The sequence below is a fragment of the Agarivorans sp. QJM3NY_30 genome (genome assembly GCF_050870855.2).
In the GTDB taxonomy this organism is placed as follows: Bacteria; Pseudomonadota; Gammaproteobacteria; order Enterobacterales; family Celerinatantimonadaceae; genus Agarivorans.
Genome location: NZ_CP194038.2, coordinates 2,793,531 through 2,818,321 on the forward strand (window position 1 = coordinate 2,793,531; position 24,791 = coordinate 2,818,321).

A 24,791-nucleotide genomic window follows, 5' to 3' on the forward strand; every position below is an offset into this window, starting at 1 on the left:
ATACAATCCCTACGGGTTTCTTCACTAGAATCCCACCTGCCGTTTGATCAACAAAGAGAATTCAGGATGAACATTAGTCTTTCAGAAGCATTTGCTAAGAACTTTCTTGGTAATGCTCCTATATGGTACAAAAAAGCCATCGTTTTATTTCTTATTATCAATCCCATCGTCTTCTATATAAATCCCTTTATCGCTGGTTGGCTGTTAGTCACAGAATTCATTTTCACCTTAGCCATGGCCTTAAAATGCTACCCACTGCAACCGGGTGGTTTACTCGCAATCGAAGCGGTTGCCATTGGAATGACTTCAGCAGAAACAGTGAAGCATGAGCTAGTGGGGAATTTTGAAGTGGTTCTGCTACTTATATTTATGGTCGCAGGCATTTTCTTCATGAAGCAATTATTGCTATTCGTGTTTACCAAGCTACTCATAAAGATTAAAGATAAAGCCATTTTGTCGTTAGCCTTCTGTATTGCAGGTGCGTTTCTTTCCGCCTTTTTAGATGCGCTCACGGTGATAGCCGTAGTAATTAGCGTAGCGATTGGCTTTTACAGCATTTATCACAAAGTTGCCTCTGGAAAAGATTTTAACCAAAATCACGACCACACCAGCGATGATCTAAGTGGTGATGACTTAGAAGGGTTTCGCGCATTCTTACGTAGCTTAATGATGCATGCCGGTGTTGGGACCGCTCTTGGTGGCGTATGCACCATGGTTGGTGAACCACAAAACTTGATTATTGCCGATCAATCCAGCTGGCAATTCCTCGAGTTTTTCTTACGTATGGCCCCGGTTTCGATGCCTGTATTGGCCTTTGGCTTACTAACCTGCTTTTTATTAGAAAAAACCCACAAATTTGGTTACGGCCATACTTTGCCAGACAACGTACGACACATCCTTGAAGACTATGATCAATATGAAGACGAGCGACGCAATAACCGTGATCGAGCTAAATTAATCATTCAAGCTGTGATTGCCGTATGGTTAATCCTTGGTTTAGCGCTACATTTGGCCGCCGTTGGTTTAATCGGTTTGTCGGTAATTATTCTCGCCACTGCATTCAGCGGTATCATTGAAGAACATCAATTGGGTAAGGCCTTTGAAGAAGCCCTCCCCTTTACTGCATTACTCGCGGTATTCTTTTCGATTGTTGCTGTCATCATCGACTTAGATCTATTTAAACCCATCATTCATTGGGTGCTTTCCATTGAGAATGAGGGACAACTGGTTGCGTTCTACATTGCAAATGGCTTGTTGTCGATGGTCAGTGACAACGTATTTGTAGGCACCGTTTATATCAACGAAGTAAAATCTGCTTGGCTAGCGGGTGAAATAACTCGCGACCAATTTGATATGTTAGCGGTCGCCATTAATACCGGCACCAATCTCCCTTCTGTTGCGACCCCGAACGGTCAGGCTGCCTTTTTATTCTTACTCACCTCGTCGTTAGCGCCTTTACTGCGTTTGTCTTATGGGCGTATGGTATGGATGGCCCTGCCCTACACGATTGTTTTAGCTGGCATCGGTTTGTTATCGGTTGAGTTTGCACTTGTTCCCATGACTCAATATTTCTATGAACTAGGCTGGATTAGCCATCATGTTGCAAGCGCGGTATCGGCTGTTACTACTGGACATTAAACTGAAAAACGGCGATGCTTGCGTCGCCTTTTTGTAACTGGAGCTAATTGTTTATGTTCAGCTTTCTAAACCAAATGCCCTATCAACGCGGGCCTTGGTTATTGCTTTTTGTTGGCGGCTTATCACTAGAGTTTTGCGCCCTCTATTTTCAACACGTTATGAAGTTAGATCCCTGCGTAATGTGTGTTTATGAGCGAGTAGCAATGCTTGGTTTAACTCTAGCAGGCTTATTTACCTGTATCGCTCCCAATTATTTATTGTTCCGCCTGACCGGATTTGCACTTTGGATCGCCAGTGCCGCTTGGGGCTTACAATTGGCACTCACTCACACTGATTACCAAATGAATCCGAGTCCATTTGCCACCTGTGACTTTTTTGCCAATTTTCCTGATTGGTTTAAATTAGATCAGTGGTTCCCTTGGATGTTTAATCCAACCGGATACTGTGATGAGATCGCTTGGATGTTTTTAGGCTGGTCGATGCCCCAGTGGCTAATTGCTATCTTTGCTGGTTTCCTCGCCTTGGGTATTGTGTTTTTTGTCCTACAATGGCGGAAAAAATAACCATCAGAAAACCAACTAAACCCGCATAGACGGGCTCCAAACGATGTCACTATTAGTTCAATTCAAAAAAGCCGATAACTTAAGCAATCGGCTTTTTTCACAATAAAAACCAATCATTATTCACATTCGTCAATTGGCCAACGAACAATATAGTTTTGTGAAGGGCCGTTTAATTGGGTCTCACATACCACCTTGCCACGTACCGAAGCACCGCGTTTATGCATTTCAGAATGCTTACCTGCATGAAGAAGAGGATGCCAAGCAGGCAAACTCTTACCTTCGATCAAACGTTTGTAAGCGCAGCTAGGGGGCAACCAGTGAAACACCTCGATATCATCGAGAGTGATTTTCACACAATCAGGAACCTTGGCAAAACGATGCTGATAATCGCTACATTGGCAACTTTTACTATTTAATAAGACACAAGCAATATTAGTAAAATATAACTCATCGGTGTCTTCATCAATTAATTTAGATAAACAACATTTACCACAGCCATCACACAAAGACTCCCACTCTTGGGCAGACATCTGCGCCAACGTTTTTGTTTCCCAAAACCGAACATCACTCACTTAAAACAACCTCTGTTGTGGCAGAAATTCCCGCCACCTTTATCACTAAATTATCAGCCTGATTTAATGGCCCAACACCAGCAGGCGTGCCGGTTAACAAAACGTCACCTGGTTGTAAGGTAAAACAACTAGAGGCTTCGCAAAGTAAACTAGACATGTCACGGATCATTTGTCCGGTTGAACCTTGCTGCTTAACCTGACCATTCTGCTCAAAGCTCAAAGCCACGTCTGCTAACTCATTTAAACCATTTATTGGCTTAAAGTAGCTAAGTACACAACTGCCATCAAACGCTTTTGCCCGCTCCCACGGATGCCCTTGCTTTTTCAACTCGGCCTGCTGGTCACGCAAGGTTAGATCTAACGCTGCAGCATAACCCCAAACCGCGGCATCAAGCTGCTCTGGTTTAGCATTCTTTAATGGTTTACTAATTAACAATGCCAGCTCTAGCTCATAGTGCACAGCACCACTTAGGCCAGCAATGACTAAGTGCTCGGTTAAGTTGACAAAGGCACTATTTGGCTTAATAAAAAACAGCGCTTGTTTCACCGGCTGGCCACCCATTTCTCGCATGTGAGCCAAGTAGTTTTGCCCGACACAAACGGCTTTATTCGCCGCCAGGGGCAAAACTCGTCCTTGTTCATCTATATGTTGATACATATTAAAACACCGGAGGATAAGAAATACGATCGGCTAAAGTACCGACAGCCGCCACGAAATAGTGTGAGCGATTCCACTTCATCAGTACTTCATAATTAGCGTAAGCCAAATAAGCTCGGCCGTGGGCATCATCTGGCTGAACAATTGACGCTTGGATGTCTCGTATCGGTAGATCGGCGCCATCATAACGGCGTACCCCTAAAGCCTGCCATTCACTCAAACTCTTTTTGGTCGCGAGGCCACTATATTTAGAATCAAAGCCTTTCGGTAACTGTACCTGACGTCCCCAAGTTAAATCATGATGCCAACCACTTTGAGCTAAATAATTTGCTGCGGAAGCTAAGGCATCGGCAGTATTATTCCAAATATCCTTATGACCATCGCCATCGAAGTCTTGCGCATAGTGCACAAATGAACTCGGCATAAATTGCACCTGGCCCATTGCTCCTGCCCAAGAACCTTTCATCTTCGCAGCGCTGATGTGCCCTTGCTGCAAAATGTCCAAAGCATGCATCAATTCTTTTTTAAAGAAAGCTTCACGGCGACCTTCATAGGACATAGTGGCTAAAGCCGAAACCACATTATAGTTACCAGTAAACTTACCAAAATTAGACTCTACCCCCCACAAAGCCACTATAAAGCGCGGCTGAACCGCATACTTTTTTTCCAACTGTTTGAGCAAAGGGTAATGCTTTTTGTAGAGGGCTCTCGCTTGTTGTACCTTCCAACTCGGTATTGCTCTAGGCAAATAAGTGTCTAAGGTTAACTTAAACTCGGGTTGTTGCTTATCGGCCTTCACTGCACGCGGGTAAAACTTAACGCCATCAAACGCCGCCTCAATGGTTGCTTGAGAGATCCCCCTTTCAGCCGCATCTATTTTCAATTGTTCAACATAAGCGTCGAAGCCAGGGTCAGCCTGAGCAGAAAAGGCCACGGAGAATAACAAACTTGCTAAAAATTTTTTCACTCACTTTCCTTCTTGGATAACTTGGCCTTGGCTTGTGCAGCTAAGTGCTGCTTAAGATAATTCTCAGGAGGCGGGGGAAGTTGTAAATAGTAACCCGGTTCTTTAAAAGCCAGCTCTAGCGACTCAATACTCACGCAGGAAAAGTCCTTAGTGGGTCGTTTGGGAACCAACATGACTAACTCTTTAGCCCCCATTAAAGCCATCAATGAATCGGGAACTTTAGAAAAATCGTCCTTCTTCTCAATATAAAGATAAGTTTGCTGTTTTTTGAGACTTTTATAGACTGCACAGAACATGAAAATGTTAGTATCCTAGGGGTTGATCGGGTTATGCTAAAACCCTGACTATATCAGAATATTTAGTGTGGCGTCATCGCTACAATACAAATGTAAAAAGGAATCTGCTGTTCATGTCCGGACAGGAAATAGAATTTAAAGGGACAAACTTCACCCTTTCTGTTGTTTACCTCGGAAAAAATGATTTAGAGTCGTTAAATAATAAGCTGATGGAGAAGGTCGCACAGGCCCCTCAGTTTTTTAATTGTGCGCCTATCGTTGTCAATGTGAGTGAAGTCGAAACAAATTTTGACTTCTTACAGTTGAAAGAAGTTGTTGAAACTCAAGATTTTGTCTTAGTTGGCGTCACTGGCTGTAGTAATAACGAGCAAAAAATTGCAGCTCGAGCCGCAGGTTTAGCTGTGATGACTAGCGGTGGACAGCAAGTTGCGGCGAAACCAGAGCCGAAGCAGGAACCAGCTGCTGAAATCGTCACCCAAGCTCCAACGCCCCCTTGTAAAGTCGTCCGAGGTCAAATCCGCTCAGGGCAACAAATTTACGCACAAAACACAGATTTAGTTATTATTGGCTCAGTGGGTAATGGCGCAGAAGTAATTGCCGATGGCAACATTCATATTTATGGCGCTCTCCGTGGAAGAGCCATCGCTGGCGCCAGTGGTCGAAAAGATAGCAAAATATTCTGTCAAAATTTACAAGCTGAACTAATTTCTATTGCAGGCACTTATATGCTGCATGAACAAATTGGAGAGCACGCGAACTTGCCCCAGTGCATTCAAATAGAAAATCAGCAAATCGTATTTAATAATTTGGCTTAGCTGAATTAAGCAATTTATAAAGGAAAGATAATGGCTAAAATTATCGTCGTGACCTCCGGGAAGGGTGGCGTTGGGAAAACAACTTCCAGCGCCGCAATTGGAACAGGTCTCGCCATCAAAGGTTTTAAAACTGTAATCATCGATTTCGACATCGGTTTACGTAATCTTGATCTTATTATGGGATGTGAACGACGAGTCGTATACGACTTCGTGAACGTGATCAAAGGCGAAGCGAACCTCAGTCAATCATTGATTAAAGATAAACGCACCGAAAATCTATTTATTTTACCAGCATCGCAGACTCGTGATAAAGACGCGCTCACTAAAGAAGGCGTTCAGAAGGTATTAGAAGATTTAGCCACCCAAGATTTTGATTACATAGTCTGTGATTCCCCTGCAGGGATCGAAACTGGGGCGATTATGGCTCTGTACTTTGCTGATGAAGCGATTGTCACCACCAATCCAGAAGTCTCATCGGTTCGCGATTCCGATCGGATCCTTGGCATGCTTGCTAGTAAATCACAACGTGCAGAACAAGGTAAAGAGCCAGTGAAAGAACATTTGCTACTCACCCGCTACCATCCAGAACGCGTGAATCGAGGTGACATGCTTAGTGTTGAAGATGTGCAAGACATATTGGCGATCCCCTTATTGGGAGTCATACCCGAATCGCCTGCGGTTCTCAAGGCATCAAACTCTGGTGAGCCAGTGATCCTTGATACCCAAAGTGACGCAGGTCTTGCCTACTCAGATGCAGTGGCCAGGCTAATTGGCGAAACTGTCGACTTTCGTTTCCTAGAAGAACAGAAAAAAGGCTTATTTAGCCGTTTATTTGGAGGATAACAATGTCTCTTTTAGACTACTTTCGAACCTCAAAACAGTCTAAAACGGCGCAAACCGCCAAAGAACGACTGCAAATCATTGTCGCCCATGAACGTGGCCAACGCAGTGGCCCCGATTACTTGCCAGCGATGAAACAAGATATCATCGAAGTGATAAAAAAATACGTAGCCATCGAGTCCGATCAGGTCCAAGTCAGTCTTGATAATAAGAGCGATGACATCAGCGTATTAGAGCTTAACATCACGCTTCCTGAGCAACGTGATTAGCAAATAGCGGTTGGCGCCATCCCGTCAGCAACAAAGGTAACTTTGTTGCTGACGGTTGCATCTTCCATAACCAAGCTAAATACTGATTTAATACTTTTTTGCTAGCCAATACATCCTCAGGCAAACCTGACTCCTCTGCCACTTTGGTCACAACCAATTTCAATGCTTGGATCTTTTGCTTGTAATCTGGATAGTCAACAATACGCTTGATCGCTTGAGGATAATCACTGGCCGTAAGCTGCTTTGCTTGATGTACTAACTTCAATAAACGATGTCCATGGATCCGCAACTCTTGTGCAGGTAAATTAAGCTGTTGTAATTGTTCCATATTGCTTGGCTGATAACGGGCTAAAGCCCATAAATTATCGCCATGTACCACGTTATTAATGGCTAAATCGCGACTCATCGCTTGTTTCATTCTCCAATCACTCAAAACTTTAAGTACTGCAAGTTGTTGAGGATTCAACTTCCAAGCATTCTTGATCTCTTTATAAGCATCTTCCGACTTATTCGCTTGTTGTTTTTGGGCGGCTAAGCGAGCACTTTCCTCTAAAGCCGCGTCATAACGGTCCAGTTGTTCCAGCTGTTGCTTAATTTTAAAGTACGCGGGCAATAAATAGATAACGTCTAAAGCCGCATAATCTAATTGAGAGGCTCGCAGCGGCCGCGCAAGCCAATCGGTGCGCGACTCCCCTTTATCCAATTGAATACCTAACTCGGTATCAATAAACCGCTGATAGCCTAAGCTGATCCCATGACCGAGAAACGCCGCCCCCACCTGAGTATCAAATACCGACAGTCCAAACTGGCCACTAAGCCGCTGAATGATCTCTAAATCTTCACTAAAGGCATGCAACACCCAGTGATGCTTGGCTAGCGCCTGCCATAAGAGCTGCATATCTAAACTAAGCGGGTCGATGAGATAACAAGTCACACCATCATAAATCTGTAGTAAACCCAAATGTGCGTAGTAGGTCCTAGTTCGAACAAATTCAGTATCGAGGGCCAGTGTCAGAGGGGGCTGTTGATTTAAATAAGCTAACAGAGGCGCAAGTTGCGCCTCTGTATCGATCATTTCAAAGTTTGCGTCTGCCAAAATTGCGGCGTCCTAAGGGAAAACATCTAATTAGCCTTCATTTTACGGTTTATGCCTCGGCACGCAAGGCTCGACGTAAGATCTTACCGACATTTGTTTTCGGTAATTCATCACGAAACTCTATTAACTTAGGAACTTTGTAGCCCGTTAACAACTCTCGACAATGAGACAACACTTGTTTTTCGGTTAGTGAATCATCTTTTTTAACAATGAAAACCTTCACGACTTCGCCACACACCTCGTTTGGTACGCCCACCGCCGCCACTTCGAGTACTTTATGATTGCCAGCAATCACTGCTTCAATTTCGTTCGGGAAAACATTAAATCCTGAAACTAGAATCATATCTTTTTTCCGATCCACAATATGTAAAAAACCCTGGTGATCGATGGTCGCAATATCGCCGGTGGCAAACCAGCCTCCGGGCATGGCCTCTGCGGTCGCTTCTGGGCGCTGCCAATAGCCTCCCATTACCTGCGGGCCTTTCACTAAAATCTCCCCAGACTCTCCTTCGGCAACTTCTTCTCCCGCATCATTTACCAACTTAATATCGGTAGATGGCGCAGGTAAACCAATACTGCCGTTATAGGCCTCTAAATCGTAAGGACAAACCGTCACCAACGGCGCACACTCTGTTAATCCATAACCTTCAATAAGACGAGAACCTGTGACATTTTGCCAACGTTCAGCCACTGCACGCTGTACCGACATCCCACCACCTAAAGATAATCTGAGCCGAGAAAAATCCAACTGAGCAAAGTTGGGATCATTCAATAAAGCATTGAATAAAGTATTCACTCCTGTAATTGCGGTGAACGGTACTTTTGTCAGTTCCTTCACAAAGGTAGGGATATCTCGTGGATTAGTAATCAATAGGTTTTGACAGCCCAGCGCGAAAAAAACCATACAGTTAGCGGTTAACGCAAAGATATGGTATAGCGGCAAAGCGGTTACCACCACTTCCTTCCCTTCTCGCAAACACGGACCAACAATAGCCAAAGCCTGCAGCAAGTTTGAGACCATATTACGATGCGAAAGCATTGCCCCTTTGGCGACTCCTGTGGTCCCCCCTGTATATTGCAAGAAGGCTAAATCATCAGTAGAAAGCTCCGGTCGGACATACTGCAGATGCTCACCTTTCGCTAATACATAACGCAAAGATTGCGCATGCGGCAAATGATACTTGGGTACCATTTTTTTAACGTACTTAATCACAAAATTAACTAACGTTCGTTTCGTTGCCGAAAGCTGGTCACCTAAACGACTCAGAATAACGTGTTCAACGCCAGTTTCATCGACAATTTCTTCGAGGATGTGGGCAAAATTAGACACAATCACAATCGCTTTTGCACCACTATCATTGAGCTGATGTTTCAGCTCACGCGGCGTATACAGGGGGTTGACATTCACCACCACCAAACCAGCACGTAACGCTCCGAATAAACAAATGGGATACTGCAACAAATTCGGCATCATCAGGGCCACCCGATCACCCTGTTTAAGTTGTAACTCATGTTGCAAATAGGCGGCGAAAGCACGAGATTGCTGCTCTAGCTTGCGATAGGTAAGCACCTGCCCCATATTAATAAACGCAACTCTATCGGCATGCTTAGTGACCCCCTCTTCAAATGCATCGAGCAGCGTTTGATAACGCGAAGAGTCTATTTCTGCAGGCACATCCTTGGGGTATCGATTTAACCAAACCTTATCCACGCAGCTCTCCTAAACATTTATATTCCATTAATTATAATTTGCCAATTTGGCTTATTGTGAATTTAATAATGCACTGACTCAACGAGCCGATTAGACTCGACGCGCCAAATTTCAAACGATTGTTTCACGGCAACCTTGGAATAACAATATTTTAACAATATGGAGATAAATTTAGATCGAAAACAGTGAAGCAGTTCAAACAATCGTTTGAATATAGTTGTTCATCAATGCTGCGCAAGCCGCAGAGTTTTGCATATGTAAATGATGGCCGCCGACCAATTCAACTATAGATAATTGGCTAAACCAAGTTTGTCGCTGACGGATAAATTCGGCGCTCAGCAAAGGATGTTCTTGTGCCGCAATCAACAAACAGGGTCGTTGAATTGACTGACAAATTTGTTTTGCTTGCGACTCACTAAAGCGCAGGGGAGAGCTCAATTTCAGCTTGGGATCATGTCGCCAATACCATAAACCCTGGCTCTGCTTGGTGGCTCGGGTAACTAACAGCCGACTATTTTCCTGACTCAAACCATTGCTTCTTGACCGCAATCTAATCGCCTGATTTAAGTCAGTAAACCCCCTGACCGACATCGGTCGATGGCGTTCACGAATAGCGTCAGTCAGATGAGTCGTCGTATTTGAGATCGGCAAACTCAAAGGCCCCAAGCCGTCTATCGCAATCAGTGCCAGTAAACCTTCCCCAAAAGCGGCAGCATAAGTACTCGCCACCAAAGCACCTAAAGAATGGCCCACCAAGATGATAGGCTTGTTTAAATTCAATTCGCTTAAAGCGCTAAATAGATCATCCACATAGTCAACAAAATGATAGTGACCTTGGCGATGTGGTGAGTGACCATGGCCGGGGAAATCAAGAGCAATACAATGATAATCAGGGAGCGACTGGAGCAGAGGAATAAAACTGGCGGCATTGTCCATCCAGCCATGAAGCATCACCAAGCAAAATGGGCTATCTGCGGTTTGCTCAAGGTAACAAAGCTGGCTTATTGGTAACTGGGATTCAATCAACATGCTGACGGGTATGTACTAGGCTAAGCGAACAAATCGATGCCAAACATCTCATTCACTTGCTGACGTTTGAGTTGATTCGCGACATCCTGATAATGAGACACAGCGTGATCAGCACTGCCTTGAGCATGCTCATAACGTAGTTTTTCAACGCTTTGTTCATCCATTCCCGCCCAAGGTACCACGCCTTTAGTGGCTTTCGTTGCCACACTGAGTTCGGTGCCCGCGACTCGTTGCTGAGTTTTCGATTGCTGCGGTATGGGCTGGCCAAGGCCCTGTATTTTCACGCTCATCGTCCTTTTGTTTAAACTCTACCGGGAAGCTTCTGCCAAGTGACTTTATCGCGAAGATAAACCGGTTCGGCTTTCTCTGCACTCACAAGGCAGCGATTGGCAAATGCCCACTGCGCATATACAAGCATATCTCGTGCCGAAGGGTAAAGTACTGAATCGAGTCGCTCTGCGCCAGAAAATTGACCCGATAATAAAGTTTGATAAGTTTGCCAGCCAGTTCCGACAGCGGCTCCCGGTGTATCGCTCGACGTCATTAACTCAGGCTTAATCACCTGCTCTTCTCCTGCTAACACCATTAAACCATCGCTGAGTTGGTATTGGCCCCAATAAATTTCCCCCATACGCGCATCAATAGCAGCATAACAAGTTTGAGACTGATGTTGCTGATAAGCGGCTTGCGCCATCGCCTGTAAAGTGGAGACCGCGATCATCGGCTTATCGGCACCAAAGGCTAAGCCCTGCGCCGTAGCGACACCAATGCGTACTCCCGTAAAACTGCCTGGACCACGACCAAAGGCAATAGCATCAAGCTGTTTCAGGCTCGCGCCAGCCGCTGCTAATATTTGCTCGACAAAAGGCAAAATCTTTTGGGTGTGATCTCGAGGGCTGTATTCTTGCTGACTATAAATTTGTCCCTGCCATTGCAAGGCGACGGAACAATTTTCAGTCGATGTATCTAAAGCGAGTATATTTGCTGTCATGTTTCCTCAGCGTTATTTTTTACAAATTCTAAAACTTTTGACAGTTCTCTGGTTCGGGGCATAGCCGGTAGGCTGCTAATAAACAAGGCACCATAATCACGGTTTACCAAGCGATTATCGCAGATAATCACCACGCCATGATCCGCTTGGGTACGTATCAATCGCCCCACGCCTTGTTTAAGGCTTATCACGGCTTGCGGCAAATATACCTGACGAAAAGGATCTCCGCCACGTAAACGACAATCCTCACTTTTCGCTTTCAATAAAGGATCATCGGGAGCTGCAAACGGTAGTTTATCGATAATGACACAAGACAGTGCCTTGCCTGGAACGTCAACCCCTTCCCAGAAAGTGCTAGTGGCAACCAACACCGCGTGGCCATCGGTGACAAATTGGCTAAGCAACTCTTGTTTACCAGCCTCGCCCTGCACCAATACCAATAATTCGGTACGCTGACGTAGCTCCGTCGCAACCTTTTGGATCATCCGATGACTGGTACACAAGAAGAAACATCGGCCTTGATTGGCTTCTATCACTGGCGCTAATTGATCTAACATGAGCTGTTCTGAATTATGTTGTTTGGTTTCGGGAAGATAACGAGGCACACATAATAAGGCTTGCTTCTGATAATCAAAGGGGCTATCCAATAACATACTCTCTGCATCGCTCAAGCCCATTTGAGTTTGAAAATGCTCAAAGTTACCATCAACTGCAAGCGTTGCAGAGGTAAAGATCCAGGCCGCTTCGCGTTGCTTAACTTCATTCATAAAACGTTCAGCAATATTGAGCGGGGTAATGTTTAAGGTAAAATGTAAGCGAGACGTTTCGTACCAATAGCTATAGCCCGTTTTATCGACGTCCATCACCTTCTCAAATAACAAACGCATTCTCGCTAAACGCTCAAAGCAACTATCCGCAAGCTCACAACGAGACAGCGCTAACTTTAACACTTGATAAACAAAATCCATGTCTTCATGCAAATGACGCATCATTTCAGCAAAGCGGCTTTGTTTAGCCAATGGACGCCACTCGCCTCTATCACGCAAGCCTTCGAAGGCTAGTCGGCACTCTCGAATGCGTTGTTCCAACTTCTTAGCCGCTTTGGACAACTGCGCCATGTCACGCAATTCGGTTTTATAGCTCAGCTCGATGTCTTTGCATAAATCTAAGATCTGCCGACTGGAAAAATGCTGACCAAAATAGCTGGCTGCAATATCAGGCAGCTGATGTGCTTCATCGAAGATAAAGGCATCGGCTTCAGGGATCAATTCACCAAATCCGGTTTCTTTTACCACCATATCGGCAAAAAACAAATGATGATTCACCACCACTAAATCTGCTTCTAGTGCTCGATTTCGTGCCTTCACTAAATAACAGTCTTTATAAGATGGGCAATCACGGCCAAGACAATTATCATTGCTGCTGGTAATCAGAGGAAATACATCGGAGCGCTCAGCAACCGGACCTAAATCACCAATATCTCCAGATTCACTGCCCTGCGCCCAGCGCTTAATTTTCACTAACTCGGCCAAGGTTTGGCGATCTTGACCGCTACTGTAGTGCGAAAAGCTATTTAGCCGTTCAATGCACAAGTAATTGGAACGTCCTTTTAATAAAGCCACTGATTTAGCGTAAGCCAAAGCCTTTTGCATTTTTGGTAAGTCTTTATTAAACAGCTGGTCTTGTAAGGCTTTGCTTCCGGTGCTGATGACTATTTTTTTGCCGCTGTCCATCGCCGGAACTAAATAAGCGTAGGTTTTACCAGTGCCGGTCCCCGCTTCAACCAACAGACTGGTGCGTTGCTTAATCGTTGCAGAAACAGATTCAGCCATTTGCTGCTGTTGGGGACGAGGTGAAAACCCTGGGATGGCTTGAGAGAGCAGTCCGTCGTTGGCAAAGTAGTGCTGTTTCAATCTAAATTCCGGTAGGCAATAGTCGCCGCAACTATACCAGCCCACAAACCCTAGACCAAACCTTGAGACAAAAATGTTAGTCAAGGAGACTGCTTCGGACTAATTTTACTGCCCAAATCCCTTAACGTTTACACCGCGATAACAGAGCATGGCCGCAAGCAATATCCAATAAAACCGTATACGCTAGGTCGCCGTATGTCGAATTGAGCTGAATAAAAATCACACTCGTAGCTAAGCCGTCTCTAAACAAACAGATCAATATCATGCTGTTCATCCTCGTCAGGTTTTTTCTTATGCTGACTTGGCACGGCTTGGGATTTAGGCCGAACTTGGATGTCGTTATGGGCCGATAACTTGCTTTTCTTTTCCACCTTCGTGGTACGCAATGGTGGCTTTTGGCCATCAGGCTTCGCCAGCGGCCTCGGCAAAATGGGTAAAATCGCATCTTGGCTCACGATCGTTCTCCTATAGACGCTCTCCACCTAATTATCGGCTATTTTTTGCACAACTTGAACTGTTTAACAAAAACTGTGGAAAAAAGGTTGCAATTTAGCGCTAGCTTGGTAACTTTATGGGCAGAATTTGCCACTAAGGCAAACTAACGTTGACAGGAACGTAACATGATTTTTAACCAAATGAAGCATCACCACCACCATCATCCAGAGTAAGCTTCAGGCGGTTATCAGCTGGGAGCTTATGAATAGCTTCCGGTGGTAGAATATAAAATATTGTAAACCCCCGGAAGGTAATCCTCCCGGGGGTTTTTTAGTTTTATAATTAGGGACATAAACATGACAGAGCAAAAACGACTACGCATCGCCATCCAAAAATCCGGACGCTTAAGCGATGATTCTCAGGCACTATTAAGAAGCTGCGGGATGAAGATCAACCTTCGTCAACAACGCCTGATTGCCCACTCTGAAAACATGCCCGTCGACTTGTTACGGGTTCGTGATGACGATATTCCGGGCTTAGTCATGGATGGCGTGGTCGATTTTGGCATCGTGGGGGAAAACGTACTTGAAGAAGAAACCATGCTACGTAGTGCTAAAGATGAGCCTACCGACTGCGAAGTATTAAAACGTTTAGACTTTGGCGATTGCCGTTTCTCCATCGCAGTGGCTGAAGAATTTGACTACACTGGCCCACAATGCCTGGCCAATAAACGCATCGCTACCAGCTACCCTGGGATCTTAAAACGCTACTTAGACCAACAAGGCGTCCCCTTCTCAACTTGTATGTTAGCCGGCTCTGTTGAAGTTGCCACTCGTGCAGGACTCGCCGATGCCATCTGTGACTTAGTCTCAACTGGTGCCACTCTTGAAGCCAATGGCTTAAAAGAAGTCGAAGTGATTTACCGCTCTCAAGCCGTACTAATTAAGTCTAAAAACAAACTCAGTGACGAACACCAAACACTATTAGACAAGCTATTACTGCGCATGCAAGGCACCATGGAAGCCAAAGAAAGCAAATACATCATGTTGCATGCACCGAAGACCCATCTCGAACAAATCGTTGACCTACTGCCAGGCAGCGAGCATCCCACCGTATTAGCCTTAGCCGGCGATGAAGAGAAGGTGGCACTCCATGTGGTCAGTACCGAGAATTTATTCTGGGAAACCATGGAGAAGTTAAAAGCCTTAGGAGCGAGCTCTATTTTAGTCATGCCAATCGAGAAAATGTTGAGATAAAAGCCATGCAAACGGTCATTTGGAATCGCTTAACTACCGAACAACAGCAACAAGTCTTATCGCGGCCAGCGGTCAATAGCTCGCAAGATACTGCCGCGATTGTCAGCGACGTGATCAATACTGTGCGTCGCCAAGGTGACCAAGCGTTAATTGCGCTTGCCACTAAGTTTGACAAGACCACGCTGTCGCAAGTTCGTGTGAGCCAGCAACAAATCGATGCTGCTGGAGATAATTTAAGTACAGAGTTTAAAAGCGCCGTCGCCCAAGCGAAGGCCAATATCGAAGTATTTCACCAAGCACAGAAGCCGCAAGGCTTTAGTCTGGAAACCCAAGCAGGGGTGCGCTGCGAAATGCACTACGCCGCCATTGCTCAAGTCGGTTTGTATGTTCCGGGCGGCACCGCGCCACTGCCCTCTACGGTATTAATGTTGGCCATTCCAGCCCAAATAGCTGGTTGTAAAAAGGTAGTGCTCTGCTCACCGCCGCCGATTGCACCAGAAATTCTATACACCGCCAAACTGTGTGGTGTTGACGAAATCTATTCAGCTGGCGGCGCACAAGCGATTGCCGCGATGGCCTATGGCACCGAGAGCGTGGCTAAGGTCGACAAAATTTTTGGCCCCGGCAATGCCTTTGTGACTCAGGCCAAGCAACAAGTAAATACCGACCACGCCGGCGCCGCCATCGACATGCCCGCTGGCCCCTCGGAAGTATTGGTGATTGCTGACGAACAAGCGAACCCCGCTTTTGTTGCCGCCGACTTACTGTCACAAGCAGAGCACGGGCCCGATTCGCAAGTTATTTTGGTGACCACCGCTGAGGCGCAAGCGGCGGCAGTGAATCAAGAGTTAACACGTCAACTTAGCTTGCTCAGTCGAACTAATATTGCCGATCAAGCCTTATCGCACAGCACTGCGATTGTGGTCGACGATTTACAACAAGCGGTTCAAGTGAATAATCTTTATGGCCCCGAGCACCTGATTGTACAGACCGAGCAAGCTCGCCAGCTATTACCCCAGTTAGAAAATGCCGGCAGCATCTTCTTGGGTGAGTGGACGCCAGAATCGGTGGGTGACTATGCCAGTGGCACCAATCACACCTTGCCAACCTACGGTTATACCCGGACTTATTCAAGCTTAGGTACCTTAGATTTTATGAAGCGCTTCACTGTTCAAGAATTAACTCAACAAGGCTTAAAAGACTTAAGCGCCGCTGTCGTACCGATTGCCGACGCTGAGGGGCTCGATGCCCACCGCCGCGCCGTCACTATCCGTTTAGGTGAGGAGCAATAATATGTCAGTCTCATTATTAGCCCGCAAGAAAATTCAGGCGCTGGTTCCCTATCAAAGTGCACGTCGCATTGGTGGCAGCGGTGAAGTCTGGCTCAACGCCAACGAAAGCCCAGAGGTAAGTGATTTTAACTACGACGGTGACCAGCTCAATCGTTACCCAGAGTTTCAACCAGCAGCGCTGATTAACGGCTATGCCGCTTATGCCGGGGTTTCGCCATCACAAGTGTTGGCCAGTCGCGGTGCCGATGAAGCCATTGAAGTGCTGATCCGGGCCTTTTGTGAGCCAAACCAAGACAGCGTAGTCATTTGTAGCCCAACCTATGGCATGTATTCAGTGAGTGCCGAAACCATCGGGGTTGAGGTAAAAACCGTCGAATTAGATAGTGATTTTAACCCTGACTATAGCGCTTTGGCAGCAATAGACAGCAAAATCATCTTTCTATGTGCCCCCAATAATCCGACCGGTTCTATGTTAGACCACGCCAAACTCAGTAAGGTGTTAGAGGCACAACGCGATAAAGCACTGGTGGTGGTTGATGAAGCCTACATTGAGTTTTGCGCAGAACAAAGTGTGCAGGGTTTACTGACCGACTTCGACAACTTAGTGATTACCCGTACCTTGTCAAAAGCCTTTGCCTTGGCTGGCCTGCGTTGTGGATTTACCCTCGCCAATGCGGAAGTGATTGAAGTGATGAGTAAGGTGATTGCACCCTATCCTATTGCCCGCCCAGTGGCCGAAATTGCAGCCAAAGCCCTGACTACCGATGGGCTAAAAATCATGCGCGAGCGAGTAGCATCCTTGAACACGATCCGCAGTCAAGCCGTGGATGAATTAAGCAGACTGAAGATTGTAAAACAAATTTTCCCTGCCACTGGCAACTACATTTTGATCCGTTTTGACGACTCTGCCCGCATCTTTAAAGCACTGGGCGAGCAAGGCATTGTACTGCGAGACTTTGCCAACAAACCGCGTTTAGACAATTGTATTCGAATGAGTATTGGTAACCAGCAAGAAGTGTCAATTACACTGAAAGCGATTCAAGGATTGGAGCGAAGCTAAGTGAGCCAGGTAAAACAAAAAATCTTATTCATCGACCGCGATGGCACCATGATCGACGAACCCATCACCGACAAGCAGGTTGATAGTGTAGAGAAAGTAAAACTGGAGCCTCAAGTGATCCCGGTATTACTCAAGTTACAAGCCAACGGCTATCGCTTGGTCATGGTGACCAATCAGGATGGCCTAGGCACCGACAGCTTTCCAGAAGCTGATTTTCACCTCGCGCAAAACTACATGATGGACATTTTCGAGTCGCAGGGGATCCAATTTGATGCAGTACTGGTTTGTCCGCACTTTGACGCCGATAACTGTAGCTGTCGCAAACCCAAACTCGGCTTGGTCAAAGACTACCTGAAAAGCGGCGTGATTGATTTTGCCAACTCCTACGTGATTGGCGACCGCCATACCGATATGCAGCTGGCCGAAAATATGGGACTGGAAGGTCTGCAATATCAACGGGACGGCTTAAACTGGCCCACCATTGAAAAGCGGCTCACCCAACGGGGCCGTAAAGCCAGCGTTGAGCGCAATACCAAAGAAACCCAAATTAGCATTGCCGTCGACTTAGACAATGCCGGTGGCAGCCAAATTGATACCGGCCTTGGTTTCTTCGACCACATGCTCGATCAAATCGCCACCCACGCCGGCTTCCAGCTCAATTGTAAGGTCATCGGCGATTATCACATCGATGATCATCACAGCGTAGAAGACACCGCAATCGCACTGGGCCAGGCTTTAAAAGTCGCCTTAGGCGACAAGCGGGGGATTGGCCGTTTTGGTTTTGTGTTGCCCATGGATGAGTGTTTAGCCCAATGCGCCTTAGATTTAAGTGGACGAGCGCATTTGGAATTTAAAGCCGATTTTCCACGTGCCGCGATTGGTGACTTTGCTACCGAGATGGTGCCGCATTTTTTCCGCTCACTGAGTGATGCGATGGCCTGTACTCTGCATCTGGAAACCACTGGGAAAAATACCCATCACATGGTTGAAGCGCTGTTTAAAGTCTTTGGGCGGGCGCTAGGCCAGGCGATTGTTAAATCTGGCGATGCATTGCCAAGTAGCAAAGGCACCTTATAGGTTAAGGAACAACAATGAATGTAATTATTGATACCGGATGTGCCAACCTTTCATCGGTAAAGTTTGCCGTAGAACGCTTGGGATTTCCGGTCACGGTCAGCCGTGACCCTCAGGTGATTCTTGCCGCAGACAAGCTGTTTCTACCCGGTGTAGGTACCGCCACCGAAGCCATGAAAAACTTAGCCGATCGAGAGCTGATTGACTTAGTCAAACAAGTGAAAAAGCCACTTCTAGGGATTTGTTTAGGCATGCAAATGCTGGCCGAATTCTCCATTGAAGGCGGTGCGAAAGAAGCGCTGGAACCCGTTCCCTGTTTAGGCCTGGTACCCGGCACCGTAAGCTTAATGAAGCCTAACGCAGGCCAACGCTTGCCACACATGGGGTGGAACCAAATTCAGCCTAAAACTGGTCATCCGCTGTTTAAAGACATTGAAGCCGGCAGTTACTTCTACTTCGTACACAGCTACGCCTTGCCCGTTAACGATGCCACCATTGCCCAGTGCGATTATGGTAACGCCTTTACTGCTGCAGTAAACAAAGACAACTTTTACGGTGTGCAGTTTCACCCAGAGCGCAGCGGTCAGGCCGGTGCGCAATTAATTAAAAACTTCTTGGAGATGTAACATGATCATTCCTGCTTTAGATCTCATCGACGGAAAGATTGTGCGTTTGTTCCAAGGAGATTACGCGCAAAAAACCATTTATGGGGACGACCCGCAAGCCCAGTTTTCGGACTACCACAGCCAAGGCGCTGATTGGTTACACCTAGTCGACTTAGATGGTGCTAAAGATACCAGCGCTCGCCAACTCGACGTAATCGCTCAGCTGCTTAAAAACACCCCCGCAAAAATTCAGATTGGTGGCGGTGTACGCAGTGAGCAAGACGTAAAAGACTTACTCGATGCGGGCGCAGAACGAGTAGTGATCGGCTCCACTGCCGTTAAACAGCCACAAGTTGTGGCGCAGTGGATGGAAAAATACGGCGCCGAGCACATTGTGCTAGCACTAGACATTAACATCGACGCGCAGGGCAACAAAGTGGTCGCGGTATCGGGCTGGCAAGAAGATAGCGGCGTGACCATTGAAGAGTTAGTGGCAATTTACGCCCCGGTGGGCCTGAAACACGTCTTATGTACCGACATTTCTAAAGACGGCACTCTCGAGGGTTCAAACGTCAGTTTATACCGCGAGTTATGTGCTCAGTATCCAGATATTCAGTGGCAAAGTTCTGGTGGCATTGGCAACTTAGATGACATAGCAGCCTTAACCGACACTGGTGTCGCTGGGGTGATTGTTGGCCGAGCGCTGTTAGAAGGCAAGTTTACCGTAAAACAAGCCATCGCTTGTTGGCAGCAAGGAGGCAATAATGCTCGCTAAACGAATAATTCCCTGCCTAGACGTCAAAGACGGCATGGTGGTTAAAGGCGTGAAATTTCGAAACCACGAAATTATTGGCGACATCGTGCCACTGGCGAAACGTTACGCTGAAGAAGGCGCCGACGAACTGGTGTTTTACGATATTACCGCCAGCTCTGATCAGCGGGTGGTGGATAAAAGTTGGGTCAGCCGTGTTGCCGAAGTGATCGACATTCCCTTTTGTGTCGCCGGCGGTATTAAAACCATCGAAGACGCCAACCGCACCTTGCAAAACGGTGCCGACAAGATCTCGATTAACTCCCCTGCTTTAGCCGATCCAAGTTTAATTACTAAACTGGCCGACAAATTTGGCGTGCAGTGCATCGTGGTCGGTATCGATTCTTACTACTGCGAAGAAACCCAACAATACCAAGTGAAACAATTTACTGGCGATGAAAAACGCACCGTGACCACCACCTGGAACACCTTTGATTGGGTGAAAGAAGTGCAAGCTCGTGGCGCTGGCGAAATTGTACTCAATGTCATGAACCAGGATGGGGTGCGCCAAGGTTACGATTTAGAACAACTCAGCCGAGTGCGTGAGATTTGTCATGTGCCCTTAATCGCCTCTGGCGGAGCCGGCGAAATGCAGCATTTTAAAGACGCCTTTAAAATTTCCGACGTCGATGGCGCACTCGCCGCCAGCGTATTTCATAAAAGCATTATTGATATTGGCGAACTCAAGCAATATCTCAAACAACAACAGGTGGCAATTCGACTATGAGCCAATTTGAACAGTTAAACCAACAAATCGATTGGGACAAAGTTGAAGGCTTGATCCCTGCCGTGGTACAAAACGACCACAGTGGTCAAGTTTTGATGCTCGGCTATATGAATTCAGATGCGCTAGCAAAAACCCTTGAAAGCAAACAGGTCACCTTCTTTAGTCGCAGCAAACAGCGACTGTGGACCAAGGGGGAAACCTCAGGTAATGTGCTTCAGCTAAAAAGCATCAGCCTAGACTGTGACCAAGACACCCTACTAGTGGCAGTAGAGCCGATTGGCCCCACCTGTCACAAAGGAACCCAAAGCTGTTTTGACGGCCACAGCGAGCCGAAGCTTACCTTTATTGCCCAACTGCAAGCGGTATTGGCTGAACGGAAGTTAGCCGACCCAGAACAAAGCTACACCGCGAGCCTATTTGCTCGCGGCACCAAACGGATTTGCCAAAAAGTCGGTGAAGAAGGCGTAGAAGTGGCGCTAGCGGCCATGGCCAACGACCGCGAAGAACTGGTCAACGAAAGCTCTGATTTACTCTATCACTTGCTGGTATTGCTAGAAAAACAAGAAGTCGGTTTTGATGAAGTCGTGGCTTGTTTGCAGGCTAGGCACAAGTAACTTTTTTATGATTTAACCTTATAAAGCCTCTATTAAAGAGGCTTTTTTGTTTCACTTGATTGCTCATCGAATCAGACTTTACGAGTTAAATACTCATTATTTAATCTTCTAAAAAATAGCGATAACAATTACTTAGTAGGCTATATCCAGAACCACAATTGATTAATGACGATGAAATAATAAATTGCCGCTGAAAGATACAAAACCAGAGATGAAAAATTGTAATACCATGCTAATTTTATATCTTTGCTGCGCGCATGACGCTTAACCGCTCATCAACTAAGGGGGGGCTTTTAGCTCTTTATTTACAATCACTATAGCGTAAGTGATAATGCGAGCACCGTAAGCTTTATCCCGTATTGCTGGTCCGCAGCCTTGCTCCACGAGCTTATGGTCCAAATAGCGAACACTCATTTTTCTAAAGACTCTCGTCGCTATCCCCCAGTTTAAAAATAAAGAACATTGTTATCGAGGCGAGAGAATTTAAATTAATCATGATTGTTTATCCTATGAGGTGATTAAGCTAATACCAAGTCATACGCTTCCGTTGCTAGTGACCGTCCTATCACATCTCCGGTAACTGCTGCAAAGTAACCCACGGTTAAGCCAATACCACTAGCCACTAGCCACTACCCACTACCCACTACCCAGCCAACAGATGTAGCGAACATCGCAATCTCCAATAATGATGATGTTACAGTTAAGCCTGCTGCTATGGTAATAATCCCATTTTTAACCGCAACAAAATTAGACAACTTAGCCATTGTAATTGGAATACTCAAAGGGATATGACCGATCAGATATTAACGACTATACCTTGGTTGGCCTGTTTAACTAGCTGACTGACGCAATCTTCCCTATAATAGCCCCACAAAATACGGCTACTAGTCGCCTAAAGCCAACTTTGGCTTAGGTATAACTGTTTCAAAAAGCCACCCTAAATTGAAGACTAAAGAGAACTTACCATGAGCGATATCCCTCCTTGCCCTAAATGTGAATCAGCCTATGTTTACCAAGATGGTTCACTACTTATTTGCCCAGAGTGCGCGCATGAGTGGAACCCAAACGAAGTAGCAGTGGACCCTGATGCTATTGTATTAAAAGACGCGGTAGGTAACCTATTGGCTGAAGACGACAAAGTGACCTTGATTAAAGATCTAAAAGTGAAAGGCTCTTCTTTAGTATTAAAAGTAGGCACCAAAGCGGTGATTAAGCGCTTTGTGGATGCAGACCACGACATCGACTGTAAAGTAGATGGTCACGGCAGCATGATGCTGAAGTCAAAGTTCGTGCGAAAACAAAGCTAAGAAATTGAATCACCAAGGTTAAAAAAACCTGCATAAGCAGGTTTTTCTGATCTCTGAACTATCCGACATAATGCCAAAAAGTCGATTTAGATCAATATGCTAGCAAGCTCATGTGGCTAGAGTAATCACCAAGTTTCCGCCGATGAGACCTTGTCTAGCCGATGCAGCAACCACGCAAGATGGTTTATACATCACGGTAAAAAAATAGCTTGGTAAAATGATAATGATTAAAGTCCTTTGCTTCGGCGACTCCAATACTTGGGGCTACTCACCTAAGAATGGTCAACGCCTCCCCCTTCACGCGCGCTGGCCAGGTGTATTAGGCAACTTACTCGGTGACAATTTCCAGGTAATTGAGGAAGGTCAGCCCGGCCGCACCAACTACCGAAATGCCACTGAATTTGGCTTACAGCGCGGAATTGAAGCGCTGTTAGAGAAAGTCTCTCAGCAACAACCACAGTGGCTGGTGATGATGCTAGGCACCAATGACCTATACCCAGCCTTTGAGCTAAGCGCTGAGCAAGTTGCCGCAGATCTGCAGCGTATGATTGTTGAATTACGAACGCATTGCCTAAGCCTGCAGATTGCCGCTCCATATGTATTCGTGCTAGCGCCACCCACGGTCAATAACAACGGTAATTTTGCGAAGTACTTTCGGGGTGCGAGTGAAAAGTCCAAGCAGCTAGCAAAGCATTATCAAGTCGTGGCCAAATCACTTGAGTGTGGATTCTTAGATGTAGGAAAACTGGTAATGGTTGATCCTCAAGATGGGGTTCACCTGAACGGCGCTGAGCATCGAGTGCTGGCAAGTGCTGTGGCCGACAAATTGCGGCAATTGATATAGTAGCGACCTCTTACCACTTAGCAGTACAGCATAAGTCAATGGCTGCCGAACAGACTCATTTGCGCTAAAATCATTGACGTTTTATGGCCAAGCAAGGCCCTTATTTTGTTTTCCTAAACACGATATTATTGAGGTTTAGGTTGGAAGGAAGATTTATGCTATTTGTATGTTCCGATATTCATGGCGACCATCAAGCTTTACAGCTCACCCTAGCCGCTTTTGAGCGCAGTGGCGCTTCGCATTTTATCTGTTTGGGGGATGTACTCAATCACGGACCGCGTAATCCGCTCCCCGAGCACTATGCGCCTTTGGCGGTAGCAGCAGATTTAAACAAAATTGCGGAACGTATTATTGCAGTACGTGGTAATTGTGACAGCGAGGTCGACCAAGCCCTGTGTGATTTCCCCTTGTTAGCCGACTATAACCAGTTAGTACTCGGTAAGCGTAAGGTGTTTCTTTGCCATGGCCACCAGTACGGACCAAACAAGCTGCCGCCTTTGGCTGAAGGCGACCTACTCGTAAGCGGCCATAGCCATATTCCACAAGCGAGCCAAGAAGGCTCTCATTTTGTGCTTAACCCAGGTTCTGTTTCCATGCCGCGCCAAGATTGGCAGGCCAGTTATGCACTAATCACCGAGCAGCAATTGCTCGTTTGCAGCTTAATTGATAACAAGCCCCTAATCACTTGCAACTTGAACTAGGGCAATTGGGCGTAGAATAAAAAATACCTCTTGTATCCATAAGGGCTCGTATTACACTGAGCGGCACACAACAATGGCTTGATAACTGGTTCAAATAGATTGGGAAGTAGATGGATAAAAAATTAACCTCAAGACAGCAAAAAAGCCTTATCACCAAGAAAAAACTCTATAACAGTGCCTTAGCTTTAATGAATGACTCGAATATCGAAGACATTACCATCAGTCATATTTGTTCGAGTGCAGGGGTCTCGGTAGGCTCCTTTTATAAGCATTTCGCCACCAAAACCGATATTTTTGTCGAAATGTATGATCAAGCGGATGATTTTTTCGAAGAAAAGTATACCGTTCAGAAGACGACTAGCACCACCAAAGAGGCTATTCTTGAGTACTTTGAAACCTACGCTCAATACCATCTGAAAGTCGGTTTACAGACCGTAAAACAACTCTATACCTGCAATAATAAGCTCTTCATTATGAAAGGCCGCAATATGCAAAAGTTTCTGACCTTGATCATCCAACAAGGACAAAAAAACCATCAGATTGACGAAACGACAAGCGCTGAAAGATTAACAGAGTATCTTTTCATTTCGGCACGCGGACTCATTTACAACTGGTGCCTTCATGATGGTCATCTGGACTTATCAGCTGAAATGAACATTTATATGCAGCGCTTATTAAAGTCGATTGCTGCTTAAAATGCGACAAAT

The 24,791-nt window shown here is 46.0% G+C and carries 28 protein-coding genes and 1 other annotated feature; of the genes, 17 read left to right on the forward strand and 11 right to left on the reverse strand.

Annotated elements, in window-relative coordinates; genetic code table 11:
• Positions 1-66: 66 nt before the first annotated feature.
• Together nhaB and dsbB are read left to right on the forward strand one after the other, a co-directional pair.
• A complete protein-coding gene (nhaB, locus tag ACRRSX_RS12725; protein ID WP_432452819.1) occupies positions 67-1,638 on the forward strand; it encodes a sodium/proton antiporter NhaB in 1,572 nt (523 codons plus the stop codon).
• A 53-nt stretch (positions 1,639-1,691) separates the two neighbouring features.
• Positions 1,692-2,201 (forward strand): disulfide bond formation protein DsbB, encoded by a 510-nt coding sequence (gene dsbB, locus ACRRSX_RS12730; RefSeq protein ID WP_432452818.1) that lies wholly within the window; start codon positions 1,692-1,694, stop codon positions 2,199-2,201.
• 116 nt (positions 2,202-2,317) lie between these two features.
• Here dsbB and ACRRSX_RS12735 read toward each other — a convergent pair whose 3' ends face one another.
• From ACRRSX_RS12735 to ACRRSX_RS12750, 4 genes are read right to left on the reverse strand one after another with little or no spacing between them, the layout of a single operon-like run.
• On the reverse strand, positions 2,318-2,731 hold the full coding sequence (locus tag ACRRSX_RS12735; protein ID WP_432469379.1) for a YcgN family cysteine cluster protein: 414 nt from the start codon (positions 2,729-2,731) through the stop codon (positions 2,318-2,320).
• 34 nt (positions 2,732-2,765) lie between these two features.
• The gene (locus ACRRSX_RS12740) at positions 2,766-3,431 is read right to left on the reverse strand and encodes a fumarylacetoacetate hydrolase family protein (protein ID WP_432452816.1); all 666 of its coding nucleotides are present in this window, start codon (positions 3,429-3,431) and stop codon (positions 2,766-2,768) included.
• 1 nt (position 3,432) lies between these two features.
• Entirely contained in the window at positions 3,433-4,398 is a 966-nt protein-coding gene (locus ACRRSX_RS12745) for a lytic murein transglycosylase (RefSeq protein ID WP_432452815.1), read from the reverse strand.
• Positions 4,395-4,694 carry a YcgL domain-containing protein gene (locus ACRRSX_RS12750; protein WP_432452814.1) on the reverse strand — a complete coding sequence of 100 codons (300 nt, stop codon included), beginning with the start codon at positions 4,692-4,694 and terminating at the stop codon, positions 4,395-4,397. The genes ACRRSX_RS12745 and ACRRSX_RS12750 overlap by 4 nt, the downstream gene beginning before the upstream one ends.
• 113 nt (positions 4,695-4,807) lie before the next feature.
• Between ACRRSX_RS12750 and minC the strand changes: the two genes are divergently transcribed.
• Genes minC through minE form a run of 3 tightly spaced genes read left to right on the forward strand, consistent with a single transcriptional unit; the run spans position 4,808 to position 6,618 of the window.
• Positions 4,808-5,509, forward strand: coding sequence for a septum site-determining protein MinC (minC, locus tag ACRRSX_RS12755; protein WP_432452812.1), 702 nt, complete (start codon positions 4,808-4,810; stop codon positions 5,507-5,509).
• Between the two features lie 30 nt (positions 5,510-5,539).
• Positions 5,540-6,352, forward strand: a complete 813-nt coding sequence (gene minD / locus ACRRSX_RS12760; protein WP_432452810.1) for a septum site-determining protein MinD — start codon at positions 5,540-5,542, stop codon at positions 6,350-6,352.
• A gap of 2 nt (positions 6,353-6,354) precedes the next feature.
• Positions 6,355-6,618 carry a cell division topological specificity factor MinE gene (minE, locus tag ACRRSX_RS12765; protein ID WP_432452809.1) on the forward strand — a complete coding sequence of 88 codons (264 nt, stop codon included), beginning with the start codon at positions 6,355-6,357 and terminating at the stop codon, positions 6,616-6,618.
• Here minE and rnd read toward each other — a convergent pair.
• The 7 genes from rnd to ACRRSX_RS12800 all read right to left on the reverse strand — a co-directional run bounded on the left by rnd (position 6,593) and on the right by ACRRSX_RS12800 (position 13,813).
• Positions 6,593-7,714 (reverse strand): ribonuclease D, encoded by a 1,122-nt coding sequence (gene rnd, locus ACRRSX_RS12770; RefSeq protein WP_432452808.1) that lies wholly within the window; start codon positions 7,712-7,714, stop codon positions 6,593-6,595. The genes minE and rnd overlap by 26 nt on opposite strands.
• Before the next feature lie 49 nt (positions 7,715-7,763).
• On the reverse strand, positions 7,764-9,425 hold the full coding sequence (gene fadD / locus ACRRSX_RS12775; protein ID WP_432452807.1) for a long-chain-fatty-acid--CoA ligase FadD: 1,662 nt from the start codon (positions 9,423-9,425) through the stop codon (positions 7,764-7,766).
• 195 nt (positions 9,426-9,620) lie between these two features.
• Positions 9,621-10,454, reverse strand: a complete 834-nt coding sequence (locus ACRRSX_RS12780) for an alpha/beta fold hydrolase (protein WP_432452806.1) — start codon at positions 10,452-10,454, stop codon at positions 9,621-9,623.
• A gap of 20 nt (positions 10,455-10,474) precedes the next feature.
• Positions 10,475-10,738 carry a hypothetical protein gene (locus tag ACRRSX_RS12785; RefSeq protein ID WP_432452805.1) on the reverse strand — a complete coding sequence of 88 codons (264 nt, stop codon included), beginning with the start codon at positions 10,736-10,738 and terminating at the stop codon, positions 10,475-10,477.
• A gap of 17 nt (positions 10,739-10,755) precedes the next feature.
• A complete protein-coding gene (gene tsaB / locus ACRRSX_RS12790) occupies positions 10,756-11,445 on the reverse strand; it encodes a tRNA (adenosine(37)-N6)-threonylcarbamoyltransferase complex dimerization subunit type 1 TsaB (RefSeq protein WP_432452804.1) in 690 nt (229 codons plus the stop codon).
• Complete coding sequence (locus tag ACRRSX_RS12795; RefSeq protein ID WP_432452803.1) at positions 11,442-13,442, reverse strand: ATP-dependent DNA helicase; 2,001 nt, start codon at positions 13,440-13,442, stop codon at positions 11,442-11,444. The genes tsaB and ACRRSX_RS12795 overlap by 4 nt, the downstream gene beginning before the upstream one ends.
• A gap of 158 nt (positions 13,443-13,600) precedes the next feature.
• Positions 13,601-13,813: a hypothetical protein gene (locus ACRRSX_RS12800; RefSeq protein ID WP_432452802.1), complete on the reverse strand. Its 213-nt coding sequence runs from the start codon at positions 13,811-13,813 to the stop codon at positions 13,601-13,603.
• A gap of 188 nt (positions 13,814-14,001) precedes the next feature.
• Positions 14,002-14,128 (forward strand) — a sequence feature (His leader region).
• A 21-nt stretch (positions 14,129-14,149) separates the two neighbouring features.
• Here ACRRSX_RS12800 and hisG point away from each other — a divergent pair.
• From hisG to ACRRSX_RS12860, 12 genes are all read left to right on the forward strand, one after another.
• A complete protein-coding gene (gene hisG, locus ACRRSX_RS12805) occupies positions 14,150-15,049 on the forward strand; it encodes an ATP phosphoribosyltransferase (RefSeq protein WP_432452801.1) in 900 nt (299 codons plus the stop codon).
• A gap of 5 nt (positions 15,050-15,054) precedes the next feature.
• The gene (gene hisD / locus ACRRSX_RS12810; RefSeq protein WP_432452800.1) at positions 15,055-16,341 is read left to right on the forward strand and encodes a histidinol dehydrogenase; all 1,287 of its coding nucleotides are present in this window, start codon (positions 15,055-15,057) and stop codon (positions 16,339-16,341) included.
• A gap of 1 nt (position 16,342) precedes the next feature.
• Complete coding sequence (gene hisC, locus ACRRSX_RS12815; RefSeq protein WP_432452799.1) at positions 16,343-17,401, forward strand: histidinol-phosphate transaminase; 1,059 nt, start codon at positions 16,343-16,345, stop codon at positions 17,399-17,401.
• Positions 17,402-18,478, forward strand: a complete 1,077-nt coding sequence (gene hisB / locus ACRRSX_RS12820; RefSeq protein WP_432469669.1) for a bifunctional histidinol-phosphatase/imidazoleglycerol-phosphate dehydratase HisB — start codon at positions 17,402-17,404, stop codon at positions 18,476-18,478. It begins immediately after the preceding gene.
• 14 nt (positions 18,479-18,492) lie between these two features.
• On the forward strand, positions 18,493-19,101 hold the full coding sequence (hisH, locus tag ACRRSX_RS12825; protein ID WP_432452798.1) for an imidazole glycerol phosphate synthase subunit HisH: 609 nt from the start codon (positions 18,493-18,495) through the stop codon (positions 19,099-19,101).
• A gap of 1 nt (position 19,102) precedes the next feature.
• Complete coding sequence (gene hisA, locus ACRRSX_RS12830; protein WP_432452797.1) at positions 19,103-19,855, forward strand: 1-(5-phosphoribosyl)-5-[(5-phosphoribosylamino)methylideneamino]imidazole-4-carboxamide isomerase; 753 nt, start codon at positions 19,103-19,105, stop codon at positions 19,853-19,855.
• Positions 19,845-20,618 carry an imidazole glycerol phosphate synthase subunit HisF gene (hisF, locus tag ACRRSX_RS12835; RefSeq protein ID WP_432452796.1) on the forward strand — a complete coding sequence of 258 codons (774 nt, stop codon included), beginning with the start codon at positions 19,845-19,847 and terminating at the stop codon, positions 20,616-20,618. Before hisA ends, hisF begins: the two co-directional genes overlap by 11 nt.
• Complete coding sequence (hisIE, locus tag ACRRSX_RS12840) at positions 20,615-21,232, forward strand: bifunctional phosphoribosyl-AMP cyclohydrolase/phosphoribosyl-ATP diphosphatase HisIE (RefSeq protein WP_432452795.1); 618 nt, start codon at positions 20,615-20,617, stop codon at positions 21,230-21,232. Before hisF ends, hisIE begins: the two co-directional genes overlap by 4 nt.
• Before the next feature lie 965 nt (positions 21,233-22,197).
• Entirely contained in the window at positions 22,198-22,539 is a 342-nt protein-coding gene (locus ACRRSX_RS12845) for a zinc ribbon domain-containing protein YjdM (protein WP_432452794.1), read from the forward strand.
• Positions 22,540-22,762: 223 nt separating this feature from the next.
• Positions 22,763-23,383, forward strand: a complete 621-nt coding sequence (locus ACRRSX_RS12850) for a GDSL-type esterase/lipase family protein (protein ID WP_432452793.1) — start codon at positions 22,763-22,765, stop codon at positions 23,381-23,383.
• A 155-nt stretch (positions 23,384-23,538) separates the two neighbouring features.
• A complete protein-coding gene (gene yfcE / locus ACRRSX_RS12855) occupies positions 23,539-24,084 on the forward strand; it encodes a phosphodiesterase (protein WP_432452792.1) in 546 nt (181 codons plus the stop codon).
• Between the two features lie 110 nt (positions 24,085-24,194).
• Positions 24,195-24,779 carry a TetR/AcrR family transcriptional regulator gene (locus ACRRSX_RS12860; RefSeq protein ID WP_432452791.1) on the forward strand — a complete coding sequence of 195 codons (585 nt, stop codon included), beginning with the start codon at positions 24,195-24,197 and terminating at the stop codon, positions 24,777-24,779.
• The last annotated feature ends 12 nt before the right edge of the window (positions 24,780-24,791 follow it).